This window comes from Sorangium sp. So ce128 (assembly GCF_051525245.1).
Classification (GTDB): Bacteria; Myxococcota_A; Polyangia; order Polyangiales; family Polyangiaceae; genus Sorangium; species Sorangium cellulosum_B.
Genome location: NZ_CP150313.1, coordinates 12636928 through 12656339 on the forward strand (window position 1 = coordinate 12636928; position 19412 = coordinate 12656339).

General features: G+C 69.4%; 18 protein-coding genes. 9 read left to right on the forward strand and 9 right to left on the reverse strand.

Annotated features, from left to right (window positions below; translation table 11 throughout):
* Nucleotides 1-155 precede the first annotated feature (155 nt).
* A complete protein-coding gene (locus tag WME82_RS47865) occupies nt 156-1109 on the reverse strand; it encodes a zinc-binding dehydrogenase (RefSeq protein ID WP_438040774.1) in 954 nt (317 codons plus the stop codon).
* Between the two features lie 185 nt (nt 1110-1294).
* Between WME82_RS47865 and WME82_RS47870 the strand changes: the two genes are divergently transcribed.
* Nucleotides 1295-2227, forward strand: a complete 933-nt coding sequence (locus tag WME82_RS47870) for a LysR family transcriptional regulator (RefSeq protein ID WP_438040775.1) — start codon at nt 1295-1297, stop codon at nt 2225-2227.
* 71 nt (nt 2228-2298) lie between these two features.
* On the opposite strand, the gene WME82_RS47875 is transcribed toward WME82_RS47870, so the two are convergent.
* The 3 genes from WME82_RS47875 to hisC form a co-directional block, all read right to left on the reverse strand.
* Entirely contained in the window at nt 2299-3111 is an 813-nt protein-coding gene (locus WME82_RS47875; RefSeq protein WP_438040776.1) for an alpha/beta hydrolase, read from the reverse strand.
* Nucleotides 3112-3224: 113 nt separating this feature from the next.
* On the reverse strand, nt 3225-4832 hold the full coding sequence (locus WME82_RS47880; protein ID WP_438040777.1) for a DUF4832 domain-containing protein: 1608 nt from the start codon (nt 4830-4832) through the stop codon (nt 3225-3227).
* 226 nt (nt 4833-5058) lie between these two features.
* The gene (hisC, locus tag WME82_RS47885; protein WP_438040778.1) at nt 5059-6153 is read right to left on the reverse strand and encodes a histidinol-phosphate transaminase; all 1095 of its coding nucleotides are present in this window, start codon (nt 6151-6153) and stop codon (nt 5059-5061) included.
* A gap of 218 nt (nt 6154-6371) precedes the next feature.
* On the opposite strand from hisC, the gene WME82_RS47890 reads away from it, so the two are divergent.
* Genes WME82_RS47890 through WME82_RS47900 form a run of 3 tightly spaced genes read left to right on the forward strand, consistent with a single transcriptional unit; the run spans nt 6372 to nt 8175 of the window.
* The gene (locus WME82_RS47890; protein WP_437529497.1) at nt 6372-6929 is read left to right on the forward strand and encodes a glycine cleavage system protein R; all 558 of its coding nucleotides are present in this window, start codon (nt 6372-6374) and stop codon (nt 6927-6929) included.
* Nucleotides 6930-6963: 34 nt separating this feature from the next.
* A complete protein-coding gene (locus WME82_RS47895; RefSeq protein WP_438040779.1) occupies nt 6964-7905 on the forward strand; it encodes a hypothetical protein in 942 nt (313 codons plus the stop codon).
* Nucleotides 7906-7935: 30 nt separating this feature from the next.
* Nucleotides 7936-8175, forward strand: coding sequence for a hypothetical protein (locus WME82_RS47900; RefSeq protein WP_437743103.1), 240 nt, complete (start codon nt 7936-7938; stop codon nt 8173-8175).
* A gap of 18 nt (nt 8176-8193) precedes the next feature.
* On the opposite strand, the gene WME82_RS47905 is transcribed toward WME82_RS47900, so the two are convergent.
* Nucleotides 8194-8979, reverse strand: coding sequence for an HAD family hydrolase (locus tag WME82_RS47905; RefSeq protein WP_438040780.1), 786 nt, complete (start codon nt 8977-8979; stop codon nt 8194-8196).
* Nucleotides 8980-9195: 216 nt separating this feature from the next.
* On the opposite strand from WME82_RS47905, the gene WME82_RS47910 reads away from it, so the two are divergent.
* Nucleotides 9196-9984 (forward strand): Uma2 family endonuclease, encoded by a 789-nt coding sequence (locus WME82_RS47910; protein ID WP_438040781.1) that lies wholly within the window; start codon nt 9196-9198, stop codon nt 9982-9984.
* Between the two features lie 54 nt (nt 9985-10038).
* Here WME82_RS47910 and WME82_RS47915 read toward each other — a convergent pair whose 3' ends face one another.
* A complete protein-coding gene (locus WME82_RS47915; protein ID WP_438040782.1) occupies nt 10039-10803 on the reverse strand; it encodes an SDR family oxidoreductase in 765 nt (254 codons plus the stop codon).
* 158 nt (nt 10804-10961) lie between these two features.
* On the opposite strand from WME82_RS47915, the gene WME82_RS47920 reads away from it, so the two are divergent.
* On the forward strand, nt 10962-11825 hold the full coding sequence (locus WME82_RS47920; RefSeq protein ID WP_438040783.1) for a helix-turn-helix transcriptional regulator: 864 nt from the start codon (nt 10962-10964) through the stop codon (nt 11823-11825).
* 165 nt (nt 11826-11990) lie between these two features.
* On the opposite strand, the gene WME82_RS47925 is transcribed toward WME82_RS47920, so the two are convergent.
* From WME82_RS47925 to WME82_RS47935, 3 genes are all read right to left on the reverse strand, one after another.
* Nucleotides 11991-12575, reverse strand: a complete 585-nt coding sequence (locus WME82_RS47925; RefSeq protein WP_437855499.1) for a transposase — start codon at nt 12573-12575, stop codon at nt 11991-11993.
* Nucleotides 12572-12739 carry a hypothetical protein gene (locus WME82_RS47930; RefSeq protein WP_438040784.1) on the reverse strand — a complete coding sequence of 56 codons (168 nt, stop codon included), beginning with the start codon at nt 12737-12739 and terminating at the stop codon, nt 12572-12574. Before WME82_RS47930 ends, WME82_RS47925 begins: the two co-directional genes overlap by 4 nt.
* A gap of 114 nt (nt 12740-12853) precedes the next feature.
* Nucleotides 12854-14209: a hypothetical protein gene (locus tag WME82_RS47935; protein ID WP_438040785.1), complete on the reverse strand. Its 1356-nt coding sequence runs from the start codon at nt 14207-14209 to the stop codon at nt 12854-12856.
* Nucleotides 14210-15029: 820 nt separating this feature from the next.
* On the opposite strand from WME82_RS47935, the gene WME82_RS47940 reads away from it, so the two are divergent.
* The 3 genes from WME82_RS47940 to WME82_RS47950 all read left to right on the forward strand — a co-directional run bounded on the left by WME82_RS47940 (nt 15030) and on the right by WME82_RS47950 (nt 19097).
* The gene (locus WME82_RS47940) at nt 15030-15500 is read left to right on the forward strand and encodes a hypothetical protein (RefSeq protein WP_438040786.1); all 471 of its coding nucleotides are present in this window, start codon (nt 15030-15032) and stop codon (nt 15498-15500) included.
* 621 nt (nt 15501-16121) lie between these two features.
* Entirely contained in the window at nt 16122-17783 is a 1662-nt protein-coding gene (locus WME82_RS47945; protein ID WP_438040787.1) for a DUF1592 domain-containing protein, read from the forward strand.
* 9 nt (nt 17784-17792) lie between these two features.
* Nucleotides 17793-19097 carry a DUF1552 domain-containing protein gene (locus tag WME82_RS47950; RefSeq protein ID WP_438040788.1) on the forward strand — a complete coding sequence of 435 codons (1305 nt, stop codon included), beginning with the start codon at nt 17793-17795 and terminating at the stop codon, nt 19095-19097.
* Nucleotides 19098-19412 lie beyond the last annotated feature (315 nt).

Below are 19412 nucleotides of genomic sequence, written 5' to 3' on the forward strand. Positions count from 1 at the left end.
GCTCATGAATCGGTTGACCCGTGTGAGAGCACTGTTCGGCTGAGGCTGCGCCTATTGGAATTGGACGATTTTCAACATGTTCGCCGCTCTCGCTAGAACGACCGCACCGTTGATGCCCATCGGAGTCCTCCTTGCGTGCAGGCGGATGATCGACCTCAGGCCTTTGCGTTCGGCAGGAGAAGGCACCGCACTTCCGGCTCATCGTTCCAGGCATCGGTCACAGCGCTGAGCGGCAGACCCTTGAACGGCGCACGAAAGCCGGCCGCCGGGGCCGCTGCCAAGAGCTCGCCGGCCCCGGCCAGCAGCTCCTTCACCGGAACGCTTCCGATACCGCTACCGATGAGCTCGAGCCCCGTGCTGCGCAGCATGTCACCTCGGATCGGGATCTCGTCGCCGGCCACGGTACCCAGCTGAACAAAGCGCAGGCGCGGCTCGCCGGCCCTGGATCCACGGTCCTTCGTCGCTGCCCGGAGAACGCGGACGGCCGGCTCGCCCCACACGAAGTCGAGCACGACGTCGACGCCTCGATCGAATTGATCCCGCAATGATCGATCCGCGCCATCGTCAAAGGCAATTTTCACGTCGGCGTCGAGCCGGTCGAGCTTCACCTTGTCACGACCGACAGCGATCACTCTGCTCGCTCCGAAGTGACGGGCGGTTTGAATCGCCATGCCCCCCGCCGCGCCCGTCGCGCCGTTCACGAGCACCGTGTCGCCCTTCTGGAGGAGCGCCCGGCGTGACAGCGCAATCCAGGAGGCGAGCCCCGCGGTCGCGATCGCCGCGGCCTGCTCATCGGACAGCGCGTCGGGCACCGGCACCATCATGCTGTCCATGGCGAGCGACCTCTCGGCCATCGAGCCGAAGGGCGCCTTCGGGAACAGGAAGTAGACGCGCCTCCCCGCAGCGTCCGTGCCGACGCCATCGACGCCCGGGACGAAGCCGCCGCTCTTTCCGCTCGCATAGTGCCTGCCCGAGGCCAGGCCTTTGACGATGGGGCTGAGCGGAGCGGCGTGTACGGTCACCACGGTCTCACCGACGCCGGGCTCCGGCTCACGGAAATCGCCATAGGACGGCGGGACACCGAGCGCATGTACGACTGCGGCCTTCATGCTGAAACCTCCAGGCGATTGTTGCGGTGGCGCCGTGTCGGCGACGACCGAGCCCGTGTCCCCCGAACCCCCGCGATGACGTGGTCCATGTGCGTGCTCCTTGTTTTCACGGCGAACGCGCCGTCGACAGGGAGAAGATGCGCCTGCTCGGCGCATCGATCCACTGCATGATAGACATACTCACCATGCCTGCCCTTCATGACGTGGCCACGGTCGATCTCAACCTCGTGCGGGTGCTCGGCGCGCTCCTCGACGAGCGGCACCTCACGCGCGCGGGCAAGCGGCTCGGCCTCACCCAGTCGGCGACGAGCCATGCGCTCGGCCGGCTCCGGCGCCTCTTCGGCGATCCGCTCTTCGTCCGCACCTCGCGCGGCCTCGCCCCGACGGCGCGCGCGCAGGAGCTGGCGGAGCCGGTGCGCGAGGCGATGCGCGCTCTCGATCGCTGCTTCCGCGCCGAGGAGCCGTTCGTCGCCGCGAGCGCCGCCCGCAGCTTCAGCGTCGCCACCGCCGACTACGGCTCCTTCGTCCTCGCGCCGAAGCTCCTCGATCGCCTCGGGCGCGAGGCGCCGAACGTGGATCTCTGGCTCCGCACGCTCGACGCCTCCTTCGAGGAGCAGCTCGCCCGCGGCGACGCCGACGTGGTGGTGGCCCCGGCGCGCAGCGACGGGCTCCCCGCTGGCATCCGGTCGCGCCCGCTCTACCGCGAGCGCTTCGTCTGCCTCGTGCGCAGGGGGCATCCGCTGGTGAAGAATGGCATTGACCTCGCCTCCTGGACGTCGATGCGCCACGTCTTCATCGCCCCTCGCGGCACGCCCGGCGGCGTCGTCGACGAGACGCTGGCGCAGCTCGGGAAGCGCCGTCGCGTGGCGCTGGCGGTGCCGCACTTCCTCCTCGCGCCGCACGTGGTCGCCGGCTCTGACCTGGTCGTCACCGTCGGCGCGCGCGTGGCCGAGGCCTTCGCGGAGATCCTCCCCTTGCGCGTCGTCGATCCGCCGGTGAAGCTCCCCGGCTTCGAGGTGCGCATGTATTGGCACGAGCGCCACCACCGCGATCCGGCGCAGCGGTGGTTCCGCGATGCGGTGCGCGGCGCGGCCGAGCCGTCGTCCATCAGAGCGTGACGCCGAGACGAGGGCTCGCGGCGTCGCCCGCCGGCGGCGCCCGGTGAGCCGAGCGCGCAGGCCGGATCGCCCTACCCCAGAAGGTGGAACCGCAGGAACCCCAGGAGGCTCCTGATCGTCTCTCGCGAAGCCTCGCTGTCGTCGAGCAGATCGAACGCGTGCGGCGCCGTGGCGTGGTTCACGAGCGTCACTGGCAGGTTGCGGGCCAGCGCCCCGGCAATGAAGTCATCGATCGTCTCGTTGAGGTGAGGCATCCTGTCCTGTCCTGCCCTGGCGATGAACAGGGGCAGGTCCGGAGGGAGGTCGTCGATCGACTTCCCGGCGCACGGGTTGACGAACCGGAACTGCGCCGCCCCCTCCGCGACGCGGGTGGACGCGCCGAGATCGAGCATGAAGCCGTAGCAGAGGGCGGCGCACCGGAGCGAGCCGCTCGCTCCCCGCATCAGCGCCGACAGGGCCATGGGGACGTTGCCGGAGCAGGCCCACAGGCCGATCCGGCGCTCGTCGATCCCGAGCGAGGCGGCGTTCTGCCGGAGGTGCTCGAGCAGCGCGTGGAGATCGGACGGCTCGCGGTTCGTGTAATTGATGCCCACGAAGCCGGATGCGGCCACCAGCCGTCCCCACGACGTGGACTGCCCTATCTCCTTGCGTTTGCAGCCGAACACCGACTCGAACCCCGGATCCGGATAGCCGGACACGAAGACGACGGCAGGCGCCCGCGCCACGGCCACCGAGGTTGGTGGAGCGTAGAGGTCGAAGGTCAGGGCGCCTGCGTCGGTCGCCTGGTACTCGATATCCCTGCGGAGGATGACGGCATCCATGCCGGGGATCTCGAGGACGGCCGTCTTCTTCATCATCTTGTCTCGCTCGGATTCTTGGCTCATCTGTGCCTCTCCCTCCCTGTTATCTAGCACGACGAAGCTCAGCGCTTGACGGCCGCCGGATCAGCCTGGGCCGTGGGGTCGGCCGCTCGCGCGCGGCGGGGCCACCTGGCCGGTCACTCGACCACCCGGACCGCAGCGTCGAGCAGGTTGACGCCGCTGGCGCCGTCCCACGCCGCGCCGCTCGATAGCCGGATCGCGTAGCGCGGGTCGTCGCGCAGGCGCTCGGATGCGTCGGGCAGCCACAGGCCGAGCTGGTAGTCGCCCGGCGGGAGATCGGCCGGAATCTTTGCCTCGAGGCACATCTCGCTCTCCTCGCCAGGAGCCCAGCGGCGCGGATCGGCGTCGACCTCGGCCACGCGCCGCGCTTCGCCCTGCTGGAGCACGAGGTAGACCGGTCGCGGGTTGTAGGCCCGGGCGTACCCGTCGTTGAACACGCGCAGGCGGAGGGACAGGGGCTGCCCGCGCGCGATCTGCTCGGGTGACTCGTGGTCCATCACGACGAAGCGGTATCCGAGGCGGCAGGCGATCGTCTCGAAGCAGCCCCCGGATCGCCAGTCATCGAGCACGTCAGGGTGATAGTCGGTGTTGATGAAGCTGAAGTGGTGCGCCGACAGCTCGGCGAGCGCCGAGGCGCACTCGCTGCGCGGCGGGTTGCGGCCGCAGGTCTCGCCTCCGACGGGCGTGAACGCCGAGTCCGCGGCGGCATAGGCCTTCTCGCCGGGGAGCTGGTAGGTGCCGACGTCGTCTTCGCTCGCGAGGAAGCAGTCGTTCAGGTGGCCGACGCGCGAGAGCGGCGCTCCGGAGAACGCCGTCTCCTCGGTCAGCGGGCCGCCGTACGCCTCGAGCTTGTGCGAGGGGCGGCGCGCGAGCGTCATCCGGCTCGCGGGCAGCGCCTGAAGCAGCGCGTCGAAGATCTGCTTGCGGCTGTCTGGACGGGTGAGATCGTTCGTCGAGGCGTGCCACTCGCCCCAGGCGCCGACGAAGCCAGGGTGCAGCACGGCGATGACGTCGGCGTTCGCCTCCAGGACGGGCTTGAGCTGGTCGATGTGGGACAGCACGCGGCCGAGCGGCGCGTCGTCCTCACCGATGTCCGTCGCGTAGTAGAAGCGGGGGAGCACCTTGAGCCCCGCCGAGCGCACGGCGGCGAAGCTCTCGTTGAGCCGGTCGATGAGGGGCTGATCGATGTCCCGCGCACGGTAGTCGTCGATGAGCGCCTGACCGTAGATCAGCGTGTACCCCTCGTCTCGAAGGCCAGCGACAGATCCCAGGCTTCGAAGATCCCTGAAATGGAAGACGCCGCGCTCGGGGTTGAGCACGCCCTGGCACTCGGCATCGCCGGAGGGATCCGCGCCCGCCGTGAACAGCCTGGGCGCGTAGGCGCGCCTCACGGTGGCGCCGCTCGCGCCGCAGCTGCCGGGCGGGACGACCGCGCCGCCGCCGCCGCCGCTGCCGGAGCTGCCGCCGGTGCCGCTGCCGGAGCTGCCGCCGCTGGCACCGCTGCCGGTGCCGCTGCCGGCATTGCCATCACTGCCGCCGCTGCCGGAGCCCTCCGTGGTCGCGCTGGACGTCAGCGAGCCGACCGGGCTGCCGCCGGAGCCAGCACCGCATGCCGTCGCGAGCGCCAGGGAAAGACAGGGGACGCCGCCGCTGCGAAACAGGCGCGACAGGACATGGGACGATGACCGGCTGCTCTGCTGATGCTGGTGACGCTGGTGACGCATGAGCAATCTCCTCTCCCGCCGTGGATCGACGAGGCTTTAGGACCCGACCTGTGGGGCACGCTGTGCAGTGAATGGTCGAGGGGATTGCAGGGCCGATGCCACCGGCGCGGCCCGCCGCCGCGCGAAGCGCTGAGGCCAGGGGCTGCGCAAGGATCGTACACGTGCGCACGAAGCGGACGGCGCGCGACGGCGCATGGCGCCCCGGCCGCCACGGCGGCTCAGCTCATCAATCGCTCGCGGTCCCGGCGGCGCGCGACAGCTCGTCGATCGCGCCAAGCAGCGCGTCGTTTTGCTCCGGCGTGCCCACCGTGATCCGCAGCCTGTCCTGGATGCGCGGCGCGTCCCAGTAGCGCACGAAGATGGCGCGGTCGTAGAGCGCCCGGTACATCGCCTGCGCCGACAGCCCTCCTCCCGGCGGACTCGCCAGGACGAAGTTGCTCTGGCTCGGCGCCACCGTGAACCCCTTTTGCCGGAGCGCCCCGGTGAGCCGGGCGCGCTCGGCGATCACCTTCTCCCAGCTCTTCCTCGCCTCGTCCCGCGCGGAGAGCGCCGCGGTGGCCGCGGCCTGCGAGAGGATATCGGTGTTGTAGCTGTCGCGGGCCTTGTCGAGCGTCTCGATGAGCCGCGGGTGCCCGAGCCCATACCCGAACCTGAGCCCCGCGAGCGAGTATCCCTTGCTCAGGGTCCGCAGCAGAAGAACGTTGTCGAGCCCTCGCGCCGGGTCGAGCAGCGGCGTCGCGTCGAACTCCGCGAAGTCGACGTACGCCTCGTCGATGAGGAGCACGCCGCGGAACGCCCGCGCGACGCGCTCGAGCTTGTCGAGCGGCTCCTGCCGCCCCGACGGCGCGTGCGGGTTGACGAGGAGCGCGAGCCGGCAGCCGTGCTCGTTCAGGCGCTGCGCGAAATCCTCCGGGACCGACCAGTCCTCGGCGAGGGGGACCTGGGTGATCGTCGTGCCGTGGATCTCCGCGAGCACGTCGTAGAGCGAGTAGGTCGGGTACGTCTCGCCGATGCCGCGGCCGCCGGGCTCGCAGAACACCGTCATGGCCATGCGAAGCAGCTCGTCGCCGCCGTTCGTGGCGATCACCTGCTCGGGCGACAGGCCATGGAGCCGCGCCGCGGTCTCGCGGAACTGCTGCGCCCGGGGCGGCGGGTACCGGCGGAGCTGATCGGCCGAGACGTCCCGGATCGCCTCGAGCACGGCGGCCGGCGGCGGGTACGGGTTCTCGTTCGTGTTGAGCTTGACCACGTCGGCCCGCTGCGGCTGCTCACCTGGCGTGTAGGGCGTGAGTCGATGGATGTTGTCGCGTTCGTACAGCATGGGGATAGCCGTCTCTCGCCCACTGGCCCGCCGGAGACAAGCGCCTCGTCGTCGGCATGGCGCGCGCGGACGCGCGCGCGGCGCTCGATCCGGCCGCTCTCGGGGGAGCTCGGCCGGAGGACACGGACGGCGTTGCCCGGGCGCTCGTCGTCCGGGACGCGCGGCCCGCGCCCGCGGCGAGGTGCGCTGGCTGCGCGGATCGGACTAAGATGCGCCGCATGACGACCACGTCCGAGCCTGAAGTCTTCCTGGTCCTCTCCTGCCTCGGCCCTGATCGGACGGGCATCGTCGCGGAGGTGACCCACTACCTGACGGAGCGCGGCGCCAACGTGGAGGACAGCCGGATGGCGGTGCTCGGCGGCGAGTTCGGCATCCTCCTGCTCGCGTCGGGGCCCCCCGGCGCGATCGAGGCGGTCGAGCGCGAGACGGAGTCGCTCACCCGGGCGACGGGGCTCACGGTGCAGAGCCGCAGGACCAAGAGCCCCGAGTCGCACCGGCGCGCGGCGACCATCCCTTGCGTCATCTCCGTCGACGCGCTCGATCACGAGGGCATCGTGCGCGCGGTATCGCGCGCGCTCCACGGCGTCGGCGTCAACATCGTCTCGCTCGAGACCTCGGCCTACGAGGCGCCCGTCACCGGCTCGCAGCTCTTCCGGATGGAGGCCCGCGTCGACGTCCCCGCCGGGGTGACCGTCACCCAGCTCCGCAAGGCGATGGATGCGGTCGCGGAGTCCGAGAACCTCGACATCGACGTCCGCTCGCTCATCAAGGGCTGACCGCGCCGCGCGAGAACCGGTATCCTAGCCGGCCATGCCCTTCAGCAATCTGAGCTCCCCCCGCAAGGTGCACGGCCTGGACGCGGAGATCCGAGGCGCCGCCGTCCTCGCGAGCCCCGGGCTCGTCGCGATGGTCTCGACCGATCCGGTGCGCCTCGGCGTCTGCCCGGTCGGCGGCTCCGGCGCGAAGACGACGAACCTGTCGCTGTCCTCGGCGCACGACGTGGCGCTCCTGTCGAAGGACGTCGCCGTGGTGCGGAGCGGCGACGACGCGGTGTGGGCGCTGCTCGGCATCACGCACGGCCCGAAGCTCGAGCAGGTCGGCCGGGACGCGCGGCAGCTCGCCACGCGGCCGTCGGGCGAGACGGCGCTCGCGCTCGGCTGGGACGGCAGCGCGACGGAGCTCAAGCTCGACAAGACCGAGGTGAACGGCCGCACGTTCGCGGTGCGCGGCTCCGCGCGGGCGTTCGACCTGACCGAGACCGAGGCGCATGTGGTGATGGACGGCGCGGGGGAGGGCGGCGAGCTCCGCGTCCATCCCGGCGCGACGCCCGAGCCGGGCCCGACGCTCCGCGCCTCGCTGCCGCGCGCGGCCCAGAACCTCGATCGCGTGCGCGGCGGCCCCAAGCTGACGGCGGTGTACAAGCGCGGCGCGAGCGCGGTCTGCGCGGTCGTGAGGTCGTCCGGCAAGCTCGCGGCCAAGATGCTCGCGTTCGCCGATCCCGTCGCCGACGTCGCCGTCCTCGAGTCGAGCCTCTTCGCCGCCTTCGCGGACGGCGGCGTCGCGCTGTTCGACGGCGCTGCCATCGAGGCCGCGTCCGGCGCGCCGCTCGCGCCGACGGCGAGCGTCACGCTCGGCGCCCGCGGCGAGCCGGCGGTGCTCGCGGTCGCGGGCAAGGGGGCGCCGACGCTGTGGGTCGGGACGAGCGCCGGGGAGATCTGGAGCCTGGCGATCGTCCGCAAGCAGGGCGGCTGAGGGGGCGCCGCACGGTGCTATGACCCTACGGTGCTCTCGCTGAAAGCCACCGTGCGGAACGGCCACATCGTGCTCGACGAGCCCACCGAATTGCCAGAGGGGGCCGTCGTGGATCTTGTCGCGGTGGGGGGAGACGCGCTCGATGAGCTCGATGACGAGGAGCGGGGGGCCCTCCACGCCGCGCTCGCTGAGGGCATTGCGCAGGACGACGCAGGAGACACGCTCGACGCCGACGAGGTGCTTGCTCGCCTCCGTGCTCGCGCGTCGTGACGCCGCCCTCACCGCGGCTCACGCCGCGCGCGCCGCGATCCGGCCGTCGACCAGCGCGTCCGGATCGAGCTGGTCGAGCGTCGTCACGACGCGATCCGCCCCCGCGGCCGCCAGCAGCGCCTCGTCGGCGAGCCGCGCCACGCCGATCGAGGTCATCCCGGCCGCCTTCGCGGCCTGCACCCCGGAGGGGGCGTCCTCGATCACGAGGCAGCGCGGCGGCGGGACGCCGAGCGCGCGCGCGGCGGCCAGGAACAGGTCCGGCGCCGGTTTTCCGCGCGCCACCGCGACGCCGCAGAGGTCGGCGTCGAACAGATCGAGCAGCGTCGCGCCCAGGGAGACCGGCGCGCGGCGGGGGTTCTGGTGCTCGACGAAGGCGTCGACGCGGATCCTGCGGAGGAGCTCGCTGGCGTTCCTGGACGACGACGCCGCCGCGAGGAGCACGCCGCGCGCCTTGAGCTCCAGGATCAGCCGCGTCGCGTCAGGGAACACGACGAACTTCCCCGCCGCGATCTTCCGGAGCAGCACCGCCTGCTTGCGCTCGGCGTAGACCCCGGCGCGCTCCGCCGCGTCGGGCACGCCGAAGTAGTCGAGCGCCGCGCGCGCGCCGCTCTCGCGCGCCTTGCCGGCGACCTCGCTCTGGTAGACGGCCGTCGTGAACCGCTCGGGCGCGTAGCGTGTCTCGGGCGCGATCGCGCGCCACTCGGTCGCCATCAGCGCATCCAGCGCCTCCTGCCAGGCGTGCTCATGCGGCGAGTCGACCACCACCCCATCCACGTCGAAGAGCACTCCCCCGAGAGAACGCATGCCGCCGACATGGCGCCGGCGCGCCGGATCGGGAGCCCCACGGCGCCTCGGCGACGCGGCGCGCAGTCCGCTGGAGCGCGCTGGCGACAGCCGCCCGCGCGCCGCGCCGCGCCTTCCTCCGGCTCCGGCCGACGGCACGCCACGGCCGACTGCCGCGCGCGGTCGCACCCGCCTGTGGCTCCCGCCGCTCCGCTCGGGGTGCTACCGTGTGGGCTCGTGCTGCCTGCCCGTTCCGGAGCCGCTCCCCCTGCGACGCGCCTGCCGCGGGCGCTCGTCGTCCGCGACCCGGAGCCCGAGGAGCTCCGCGCGACCATCGACTGGTCGGACTGGTACCTGGACGACGCGGACGGCATCGGCGCGTGGGGCGAGCACGACGAGATCTCCCGCCTGCTCCTCTCGTCGATCGCGCAGCTCGCGCGCGAGCGCGGCTGGACAGACCACCACGCCGGCACGGATCGGTTCTTCGCCTGGGTGCGCGAGGAGCCGCTCGTGCGCGTCTCGCCGGACGTCTACCTCCTCGATCACCGCCCCGCGCCGCCGCTGCCCAAGCAATGGCAGACCTGGCTGCCCGGACACCGGCCCCCGCGCTTCGCCCTGGAGATCGTGGCGACCGACTGGCAGAAGGCCTACGAGGAGGTCCCGCTCAAGTACTGCCAGCTCGGCTGCCCGGAGCTCGCGATCTTCGATCCGCTGGCCGCCACGCACCGGCCGCCGGCGGGGCGCGTGGCGCTCCAGGCCTACCGGCGCGACCCCGACGGCGCGTATGTCCGCGTGTACGCCGGCGCAGGGCGCGTGTGGAGCCCCGCGCTCGACAGCTGGCTCTGCGTGATCGGCGGCGGGGCCGAGTCCCGGCTCCGCCTCACGCGCCCCGGCGGCAAGGGCGAGCTCGTGCCCACCCAGGAGGAAGTCGCGGCGATCGAGGCCCGCGCGAGGGAGGCGGCCGAGGCGCGCGTGCGCGAGCTGGAGGCGCGCGTGCGCGAGCTGGAGCAGCTGGATCACGGGTAACACACGGCGCGCGTCACGGCGCCGCGAGCGTCTCCGGTCGCGAGGAGGCGCCGGTCACACCTGCTGGGTCGGCATGATGGTGACGTGCGCCAGGTTGACGTGCCGCGGGAGGGCGGCCGTGAAGGCGATGGTGCTCGCCAGGTCGTCCGCCGTGAGCCACGTGATCTGCTGCCTCGCCCTGGCGATCCACGCCTTGGCGGCCTCGTCGGTCATGTGGCTCTGGAGCTCCGTGTTGACGAACCCAGGCTCGATGACCGAGACGCGGACGTGCTTCGGTCCGAGCTCGGCGCGCAGGTTGCGCGAGAGGTGGGTGACAGCGGCCTTGGTGGCGCAGTACACGGCGAACGTCGGAAAGACGCCGTGCGCGCCGATCGACGAGATGTTGATGAGGTCCGACGGGCCGCCCCGCTTCGCGGCCGCGACCAGCGGATCGATGAACGCGTCGACGACCCGCATCGCGCCGGTGAGGTTGACCTCGATCATCTGCTCGAAATCGGCGATCCGGTGCTCCTCGACGCCGGACGGCAACATGACGCCGGCGTTGTTGATCACGAGGTCGACGGGGCCGAGCTCGGCCGCGATCGACCGCGCGGCGCCGGCGACGGCGGTCCTGTCCCTGGCGTCGGCGGAGAGCGCGAGCGCGCGCCCGCCCGCGGCGCGGATGCCCTCGGCCAGTGAATCGAGGCGGTCCTTGCGACGCGCGACGAGCGCGACGGCGGCGCCCTGCGCTGCGAGCTTGCGCGCGGTGGCCTCACCGATGCCGCTGGAGGCCCCGGTGACGACGGCGATGCGACCTGCGAGAGGAAGATGTTGAGACATGGTGCCAGCTCCTGGTTGGGTCCCCGGTCGGGGGTGCCCGCAATCTGGAGCTCCGCGTCGAGGTTAGGCAGACGTGCCGCGATCCTAGGATTCGCAATCCCTGGATAGAGGCGCGCGAACAGTGCATCTTTCGACGCGTGCCCGGGGCGCGCGCGATCGTGAGCGACAGGCGGAGCGAGCTGGCGGATTTCCTCCGAGGGAGGCGGATGCGCGCGGCGCCGATCGCGGGCGGCGCGTTCGCGGGGAAGCGGCGGCGCACGCCGGGCCTCAGGCGCGAGGAGATCGCGCAGCTCGCCGGGCTCAGCGTCGACTGGTACACCCGGCTCGAGCAAGGGCGTGACGTGAACCCGTCGCGCGAGACGCTCGAGGCGATCGCGCGCGTGCTGAAGCTCGACGACGACGAGCGAGGTCACCTGTTCTACCTGGCGCGGCCCGAGCCCGCGCGGGCAGCGGCGCGCCAGGAGAGGGCCGAGCCGGCGATGGCGCGCGCGCTCGAGGCGATGCGCGTCCCGGCGCTCGTCTTCAGCCCCCGGTTCGACGTGCTCGCGTGGAACGGCGCGGCGCGCCGCCTGCTCGTGGACTTCGGCGACGTCTCCCCGCGAAGGCGCAACCTGCTCTGGATGACCTTCCGCCATGCGGCCTACCGCGCGCGCTACGCGGAGATCGGCGTGATCGAGCGGGAGGTCGTGGCCGCCTTCCGCTTCAGCGCGAGCTCGCACGTGGGAGATCCGGAGTTCGACGCGCTCGTTGCCGAGCTGCTCGAGACGAGCGAGGCGTTCCGGGTGATCTGGGCGCGCCACGAGGTCCGCGCCAAGGTGAGCGGCGCGAAGGCCTTCCGCGTCGAGGCCGAGGGCGCGGGTGGCCGCGACGCCGGCGACGCCGGGCCGCTCGTCCTCGAGTGGCACACGCTCGCCTCGACGACGTCGAGCCGCCAGCAGCTCGTCTACTACACGGCGCGCGCGGCGGGAGGGCCCGAGGACGAGCGCCGCCTCGCGGCGCTGTGCGGGGCCGACAGCGGATGAATGGGGCGCAGAAATGGTCGTACTGGAGCTCCCCGACCGTCGGCTGGGAGTTTTCTATCCCGGCCCCACGCGCGCGGAATCCATACATCGCGGGCAATCTGAAGCGGAACCCCGCTTCACAGCGCTCCCTCCGGGAGGACGCAACGAGAAGGAAGAATGCAGTCACTAGAGCGGGGAGCAGGTCCGAGGGATACAGTACCCGCAGTGGTTGAACCAGCCGCGTGCGTCCGTCGGAGTGATCGCTCCGATCGCGTGGCCCATCGACTTGTAGACGGCTGAGGGCGTTCGAGGTGCATCCGCTCGGATCGACTCTTTGATCTTGGAACCACAATTCTCGACCGGTGAAAAGTCCGGGGAGTAGGGCGGCAGGTACATCAGCTTCGCGCCAGCGCCTTCGATCGCTTCGCGAACGCCCCGCGTGCGGTGTGACCCGAGGTTGTCCGCGATGACGACCTGGCCTGGCCTCAGCGCGGGCACGAGCTGCCCCTCGACGTACGGGCGGAAGGCTACGCCGTCCATCGTGCCCTCGAACGCGAAGGGAGCGACGACACCGTCGAGGCCCAGCCCGATCGTGAGCGTGATCGTGGGGTCAGTGTTGATCGGCACCGCACCGTGGGCACGGACTCCCCGTGGCGCCCATGCATGCCTCCGCGTCATGCCCAGATTGGTCCCAAATTCGTCAATAAAAACCAGTTCTTGTGGATTGAGTCGAGCGAGCTTCTTCGCGAAGGCCTGGCGAGCCGCTGTCACATCTTCCGTGTCGCGCTCGGCTGCGTGGAGCGCTTTTTTTTCCGGGTGATGTTCAGCCGCCGCCGCAACGCCCGGCCGACGGTATGGCGGCTGGCTACGATGTGATCACGGCGCGCGAGCTGGTCAGCCAAATCGTCCAGGGTCGCGTCGGAGGACGTCGCCACGAGCGACCTCAGGTCATCCAGCGCTTGCCTGTCGATCTTCGGTCGCGGCCCGTTGGCGCGAGGGCGCGGCGCGCCCGTAAAGGGAAGTCATGAACGTCACGTGCTACCTCTCTCTCAATAGACGTAGGCTCCGGCGAGCCGCAGTCCCAGGTATTGGTCGATGGCCCCGCCCGCGATGTAGGCGTCGCCCTGCTCGGGCTGGAACGACGAGAAGAACCGGGCGTACTCGGCGAGCACGCGCGCCTCGATGCCGGTCGCGATGGAGACCATCACCCCGGCCATCGCGCCGATGCCCTGCACGCTCGGCCCCTTGAACCGCTCGTAGACGGCGCCTGACGAGAGCGGCAGGAGGTACTCGGCGCCCAGCGTCAGCGCGACCGGGCCGACCGGGAAGCGGCCGTCGAGGCCGGCCCGGAACAGGGTGTAGGAGACATTGGGCACCGTCCTGGCGAGATCCGCCGGCGCCTCGATATCGAAGGTCAGGAACCGGAGCCCGGCGGAGATCCCGAGCTGGGACGCGTCGCCGATCGACAGCCGCTCCCGGAGGCCCAGGTTGATGCGCTGGTAGGTGGTGCTGATCGGGTCGCCGTCGCCCACCGCCGAGTTGAGGCCGAGCGCCCGCGCGTAGCTCGCGGTGATCCCGAGGCCCTTGAGCACCGCGATGTCCGTCGACGCGAGCGGGTACACCTCGCCCGCGATCGACAGCGCGGGCTGCCCGAAGACGCTGTAGGGCCGGAGGTTCTGCGTGCGCGGATCGGAGTAGTCGAACCAGCGGCCGATGAACTCGACGCCGAGCTCGACCGAGAAGAGCGCCGACCCGGCCTCGTGCGGCTCGCGCTTGCCGCCCTTCCCGCCCTCGTCGGCGTCCCTCTCCTCGCCGCCTTCGTCCTTCTCCTCGTCCCCCCCGTCGTCATCCTCGCCTTCGCCTTCCCGGTCGCCCTTCGCCTCGTCCTCCTCGGCGGGCGGCGGCGCGATCTGCGCCAGCGTCGGGCCGAGCAGCTCTTCCAGCGCCTTCTTGCGGTCGTCGCGCGAGCCGGTCATCGGCACCGCGCTGTCCACGGCGAGGTCGCCGGCGTTCTCGTCGACGTAGACGAGGTGGACCTCTTTCTTCTTCTTCTTGTTCGTCCGCGAGACGCCGTAGATGACCCCTTCCGCCTTCGCGGCCTTGCCCGCCTTGCGGATGCGGTCGATGGCCTTCTTGCGCTGGGCCTTCGACACGAGCGTGTCCCCGACGGGCTTGGTCTGGCCGGCGCTCTTCAGCGACTTCAAGAACGCGTCAGGGTCCACGACCCCCAGCGTCTCCGGTACGATGGCGAGGATGTCCTCGCGGATGTCATCCGCGTTGGGGCCTTCGATGCGCACCGCGATCGACTTCGACGCCTTGGGGGCGGCGAGCGTGGCGGGCGCGAGCGCGAACGTCGCGGCGGTCGCGGCGGAGAGCCCGAGCAGGATCCGCCCGCAGAGGCTCATGGAAAGGAACAGTGTTGTGGTTCTGGTGGGTTTGGGCACGGGCCTCTCGCTAGCGGCAGAGACGTTAACCGGGGCTTGCACGCGCGTGAGCCTGCAGGGGACCTGGACGAGCTCCCGCAGGCTGCTTCGTTCAGGCGGCCCCTTCGATGCATGGATAAGTTGCTGGCATAGCGTCGCTTTCCAGGGGTGGATCGTATAGAGAATTTGTCTGTCAACCCAGAGCAGGTCCCGCAGTGTGATGGAACCTGGAGCACCTGATCCCGGACGGGGCCGATGTGATGACACCGTGCGCCCGAAGAGGGGCTGAGCAGAGCCCGCCGCAACATAAGTCACGCAGCACCCGAAGTTGCCATCCGGCCGCCTTCGGACCTCAGAGAACTCCGGTGGGAAATACTATGGAACTCACGACAGCCGAAGCGAGGGTTGTCGTGGTCTCCAGTGCATTGAAATTGGCAAGACCCAAGCACCATCGATCGGCGATCGCTTCCGCGGTGCCCGACCGAACGGAATCGGTGCCGAGACCGATCAGATGACGAAGGTCTCGGTGCGCATGACGGCCCACCCGAGGCGAAGCAAATGGATGCCTGTCGAGCGGAATGTGAGCGTTCACATGGTCGATGTCAACGCCAATTGATAGGCCCGCGGGCGTATCCCCGAGCCCGAGGGAGGGCAAGGCTGGCGGGGCTCCTCCGGCGCGCCGCGTCAACATGGGCGGACGCCGGACCGCGTTGATCGCCGGCCCGCCCGACGCGCTCGAAGCCGAGCAGCGCATCGACGGTTGGCGCTCGACGCTGCGAGCCCGCCGGCGCCTGGGATGTCGATGAGCATGAAGCTGATGAGTGCGGTGTTGATGAGCGTCGGCATTGGCTTTGCGGGCGCAGCATGGGCCGCGAGCGGGACCGCGGAGGTCCCCGGTTCTGTTGCCAAGGGGAAGAATTTTGGCTGCGGTGCAAAAGGACAGAAGGCCTGTCCGATGCAGGGCTGGATGAAGGCGGTGATGCAGTCGGCGACCACGAGAGGCGACGGCGCGAAGATCGCGTCGGCGCTGGAATACGTGGCGCCGAAGCCGTCGCCCGGGATGCGCAAGTGGGTCGCGATCTCGAAGGATGGCGCGGAAAAGGCCAAGAAGGGCGATATCGACGGCAGCTCCGTTCGAGCGGGTCCGCCAAACGGAGTGGTCATCGTGAGCTCCTGTGCCGTGGTGCACCGATTTCTGTTCATGGTCAGGCCGATGACGATGGCAGCCTTCGTGGGCAACCGTCGTGATGCCGTTCGCTTTCTTGAGCCCTAGGCACGCCGCTCCATTTCTGGTTGACACCGACAATGTGAACGCTCACAATCCCTTGTCGGGGTGTCGTTCTGCTTTGCCCTGGACAGGCCGTCGTGCGCGCCGGCCCTTCGTCCCCGGGATCGGGATCGATCTCGGCACCGGGTACGTTCGTTCGGTCGTCGAGCACGCGTGCAGCGGCGCGTTCGCGGGCGCATCGCTCGCGCCATGCCGCGCTCTGAGCGCGAGGCCTCACCTGCGATCCGCACACGCACCGGTTCACTCAGCTTTCAGCCGTACACAACCAACATCGTCGAGGCTGCCGTGCGTTCATATATAGCGGCAAATCGTCGCTCTCGCTGGATTGAGCCTGGTGAGATGCGGCTCGTCGGATCCAGAGCCGCAGACGCTCCCCGAGACGCTGCTCTGGCTGTGGCGCGGTTACCCGCGCTGAACGCCGGGGGCGACATCGATTTTGATCACGAACGCCGCCATTGTAACAATAAACGGAGACGGAACTACAAGGATCTCGATATTCGGATCGCGCTTGGATTCCCTGGCCTCACCCAGCTTCCCTCCAACATCTCATCCTAGCAAGAGCGTTCCATGCCAATCGCAGAACGAATCGGTGTACTAGGTTCACTCATGAGCCGCTCGTCTCGCCTCGCGGCGCCGCTCGCGGTCGTCGTGGCCAGCGGGTGCACGGGCGTCTTGGGACCCGAGGGCGACGCGGCGCCGGCGGCCGAGACGGTGCCGGCGGCCGAGTGTGGCGCCGCCCCTGCGCTGGCCAAACCGCGCATCTGGCGGTTGACCAACACCCAGCTTGCCAACACCTTGCGCGACGAGTTCGACATCCAGCCGGCAGCGCTTGCGAACTTGCCGAACGAGGCCAGGCTCGACGGCTTCGCCAACCAGGCCTCAGACCTGCGAATCGCGCCGCTCCTCGCGGACGTATATTTCGCCGTCGGCGAGGAGCTCGGGGCGCACGCGCTGCAGAACCCCGACAAGTTTGGGATCGCTTGCGACGTCGCCAGCTTGGCGCCTGGCCCTTGCCTGGACGGTTTCGTCACCAAAACGGGGCAAAAGCTCTGGCGCCGCCCGCTCTCGGCGACTGAAGTCACCTCCTTCAGCGCGCTCTTCGCCAAGACCGCCGCGCAGGGCGAAGGTCCTGCCGGAGGTGTCAAGAGCGTCGTGCAGGCGCTGTTCATGTCGCCGAACAGCCTGCACCGCACGGAGCTCGGCACGGTGAAGGATTCACGAGCGGTGACACCGTTGACGGACCACGAGATCGCTTCGGCGCTCTCGTACCTGCTTTGGGACAGCGCGCCGGATGCTGAGCTCACCGCGCTCGCAGATCAGGGGGAGCTGCGCGACCGTACAGTGCTCTTGGCCCAGGCCAAGCGCCTGTTCGAGGCGCGCGATAAGGCGGCGCCGGCCATGAACCACTTCTTCGAGCAGTGGCTGGAGCTCGAGAATCTCTCGAATTCGGTGAAAGAGGCCAGCATCTTTCCGATGGCAACGCCCGAGCTCACCGCCGATTTGAAAGAAGAGCTGCGCCTGTTCACGAACAGCGTACTCTTCGACGCGGGAGCGGATCGTCGCTTCGACTCGCTGTTCACGAGCACGTACGCGTTCGTGAACGAGCGCACCGCTCCGCTCTACGGTTTGAGCGGGGTGACCGGCAACGCCATGGTGCGTCGCGAGCTCAATCCGACGGAACGCCGAGGCATCTTCACCTCGCTACCGTTTCTCTGGGGCCACGCGCACAGCGAAGATACGAACCTCGTCGGGCGCGGCGCCTACGTCCGCGCAGAGGTCCTATGCCACCGCGTGCCGCTGCCGCCCGGCGGTGTTCCAAATGCTGGCCAATTTGCCGAGCCGGGCGCCACGGGTCGGCAAAGACTCGGCATTCATGCGAGTCCGGGCTGCGCCGTCTGTCACAACCTGTTCGACGGCATCGGGTTTGCGCTCGAAAGCTACGATGCTATCGGTCGCTACAGAACGATGGATCAGGGGCAGGTGATCGATGCGAGCGGCAGTCTGCCGCTGCCGAGCGAGGAGAATGCGCTTCCCGGAATCGTGTTCTCCAACTTCGTGGAGATGGTGGACGAGTTGGCGCAAAAGCCGGATGTCTACGGCTGCTTCGCCCAGCAGTTCGCCGCCTACGCTTCAGGATACGACTTGCCGGAGCTCGACGCCTGTGAGAAGGAGCGCCTCGCGGACGACTTTGCACGCTCACAGCACGCGATCGATCAGCTGGTGCTGAGCGTGATCGCATCGCCGAGCTTCATCGACCGGAGGAACTAGGAGTTCGCCATGCGCAACGTGAAATTTTCCCGGCGTGCGATGCTTCGTGGCCTCGGCTACGGAACGATCTTTTGTTCTGGGCTGGCCGACAACCTCTACGCCCAAACCGTTCCGCGAATCACGCGCGTCGCCATGTTCGGTTACGCGAATGGCTCTCAGTATCAATCGGAGCCAACCGGGGGCGAAAGAAACTTCGTGCTCAAGCCGCACATGGCGCCGCTCGAAGCCGTGCGCGACGACATCCTGGTGTTCAAGAACCTGACGCTCGCACGCGACCCCGGTAACGCGCACCGCTCGGCGTCGTATTCGGTGTTCGGCCTCGGCGCGCCGACCAGCATCGATCAGGAATTCGCCAAGTTCCTCAAGGACACGACCCCGCTGGCATCGCTGGAGATCGCGGTCGGTCAGACGTCCGGCGACGGCGGCGTCATCCCCGGACTGTCTCAGGTCGATGGCAGGTTCATCCCCAGCGTGAGAAACCCGCTGGCTGCGTATCAGCGCATCGCCGACCGCATCAGCGGGGGCGGCATGTCCATGAGCACGCCGAGCGCTGCCGAGCAGGCACTGCTCCGCCGTCAGAGCGTGCTCGACTTCATCAAGGACGATGTCCGGTCCTTTCGCGGGCGGCTCGGGCCGGAGGAAGCCATCAAGATGGACTTCTACCTCGAGTCGCTGCGCACGCTCGAACGCGGTGTAGGCGGCAGCATCCCCAGAGAGAGCTCGTGCAAGGAGATCGAGTCGCCGCTGCTCAGCAAGGACACCATGATGAACGACATGCCGGAGCACAGCCGGCTGTATCTCGACATCATGGCGATGGCTTTCGCCTGCAACATCACTCGCGTGGCGACCATGATGTGGGGCGGCGGTGAAAACAACGAAGCCGTCAAATTCGGTGACATCGATATCTCAGCCTGGCACTCCGTCTCACACGGCGATCCGGACGGCGCTCCGGGACAACAAATCACTCGGCTCCAGGCCTATTTTGCGGGAGAGTTCCGCTATTTCGTCGAAAAGCTGAAAGGCATTTCCGACGGCGAGTTCTCGCTGCTCGACAACACCGCAGCGGTTCTTTGCACCCAGAACGGCAGCAGCCAGTTGGGCTCCGCCCAGAACTTCGCCGAGACCGACCACCCGCCCCAACACGCACCTTTCGTGGTTGCCGGCAGCTGTGGAGGTGCTTGGACGACCGGGCGCCTGCTCGACGCCGGCGGGCGCAATCACAACGACGTTTATGTCAGCATTGCTCGGGCGATCGGCATGGACGTGACGTCTGTCGGCCGCGCTAACTGGTGTCGAGGTCCGCTCATCGCATAGCTGGCGGCCGATCGCGGCGCGGCAACGGCAGTGCCGTGCCGCTTCGCGGGTTCCCAATCCCTTGACCGAGCCCCGCAGGCTGTGGACTGAGGGCGGCCCCCTTCCCTCTGTGCCAACATCCAACCTCACGACCGACGACGAGCGCTGATGGACATCATCGAAGCGCTCGATGACATGCACGTCCCCATCGCGCAGGCGTGTGAGCCGCGGAACATGGTTTAGCACATCACCCCACCGATCGAGTGCGAGTCCCTGCCGGGAGGCGTGCAGGGACGCCTCTTCCGCCAAAAGACGCCGTCACCCTGCTGCGACTCG

Excerpts from the sequence above, each read along its gene's own strand:
- WME82_RS47870 (WP_438040775.1), top strand. The coding sequence starts at position 1,295 with ATGCCTGCCCTTCATGACGTGGCCACGGTCGATCTCAACCTCGTGCGG.
- WME82_RS47880 (WP_438040777.1), bottom strand. The coding sequence starts at position 4,832 with ATGCGTCACCAGCGTCACCAGCATCAGCAGAGCAGCCGGTCATCGTCC.
- WME82_RS47945 (WP_438040787.1), top strand. The coding sequence starts at position 16,122 with ATGAGCCGCTCGTCTCGCCTCGCGGCGCCGCTCGCGGTCGTCGTGGCC.
- WME82_RS47895 (WP_438040779.1), top strand. The coding sequence starts at position 6,964 with ATGCCCTTCAGCAATCTGAGCTCCCCCCGCAAGGTGCACGGCCTGGAC.
- WME82_RS47890 (WP_437529497.1), top strand. The coding sequence starts at position 6,372 with ATGACGACCACGTCCGAGCCTGAAGTCTTCCTGGTCCTCTCCTGCCTC.
- WME82_RS47875 (WP_438040776.1), bottom strand. The coding sequence starts at position 3,111 with ATGAGCCAAGAATCCGAGCGAGACAAGATGATGAAGAAGACGGCCGTC.
- WME82_RS47950 (WP_438040788.1), top strand. The coding sequence starts at position 17,793 with ATGCGCAACGTGAAATTTTCCCGGCGTGCGATGCTTCGTGGCCTCGGC.
- hisC (WP_438040778.1), bottom strand. The coding sequence starts at position 6,153 with ATGCTGTACGAACGCGACAACATCCATCGACTCACGCCCTACACGCCA.
- WME82_RS47905 (WP_438040780.1), bottom strand. The coding sequence starts at position 8,979 with ATGCGTTCTCTCGGGGGAGTGCTCTTCGACGTGGATGGGGTGGTGGTC.
- WME82_RS47935 (WP_438040785.1), bottom strand. The coding sequence starts at position 14,209 with ATGAGCCTCTGCGGGCGGATCCTGCTCGGGCTCTCCGCCGCGACCGCC.
- WME82_RS47940 (WP_438040786.1), top strand. The coding sequence starts at position 15,030 with ATGAGCATGAAGCTGATGAGTGCGGTGTTGATGAGCGTCGGCATTGGC.
- WME82_RS47865 (WP_438040774.1), bottom strand. The coding sequence starts at position 1,109 with ATGAAGGCCGCAGTCGTACATGCGCTCGGTGTCCCGCCGTCCTATGGC.
- WME82_RS47915 (WP_438040782.1), bottom strand. The coding sequence starts at position 10,803 with ATGTCTCAACATCTTCCTCTCGCAGGTCGCATCGCCGTCGTCACCGGG.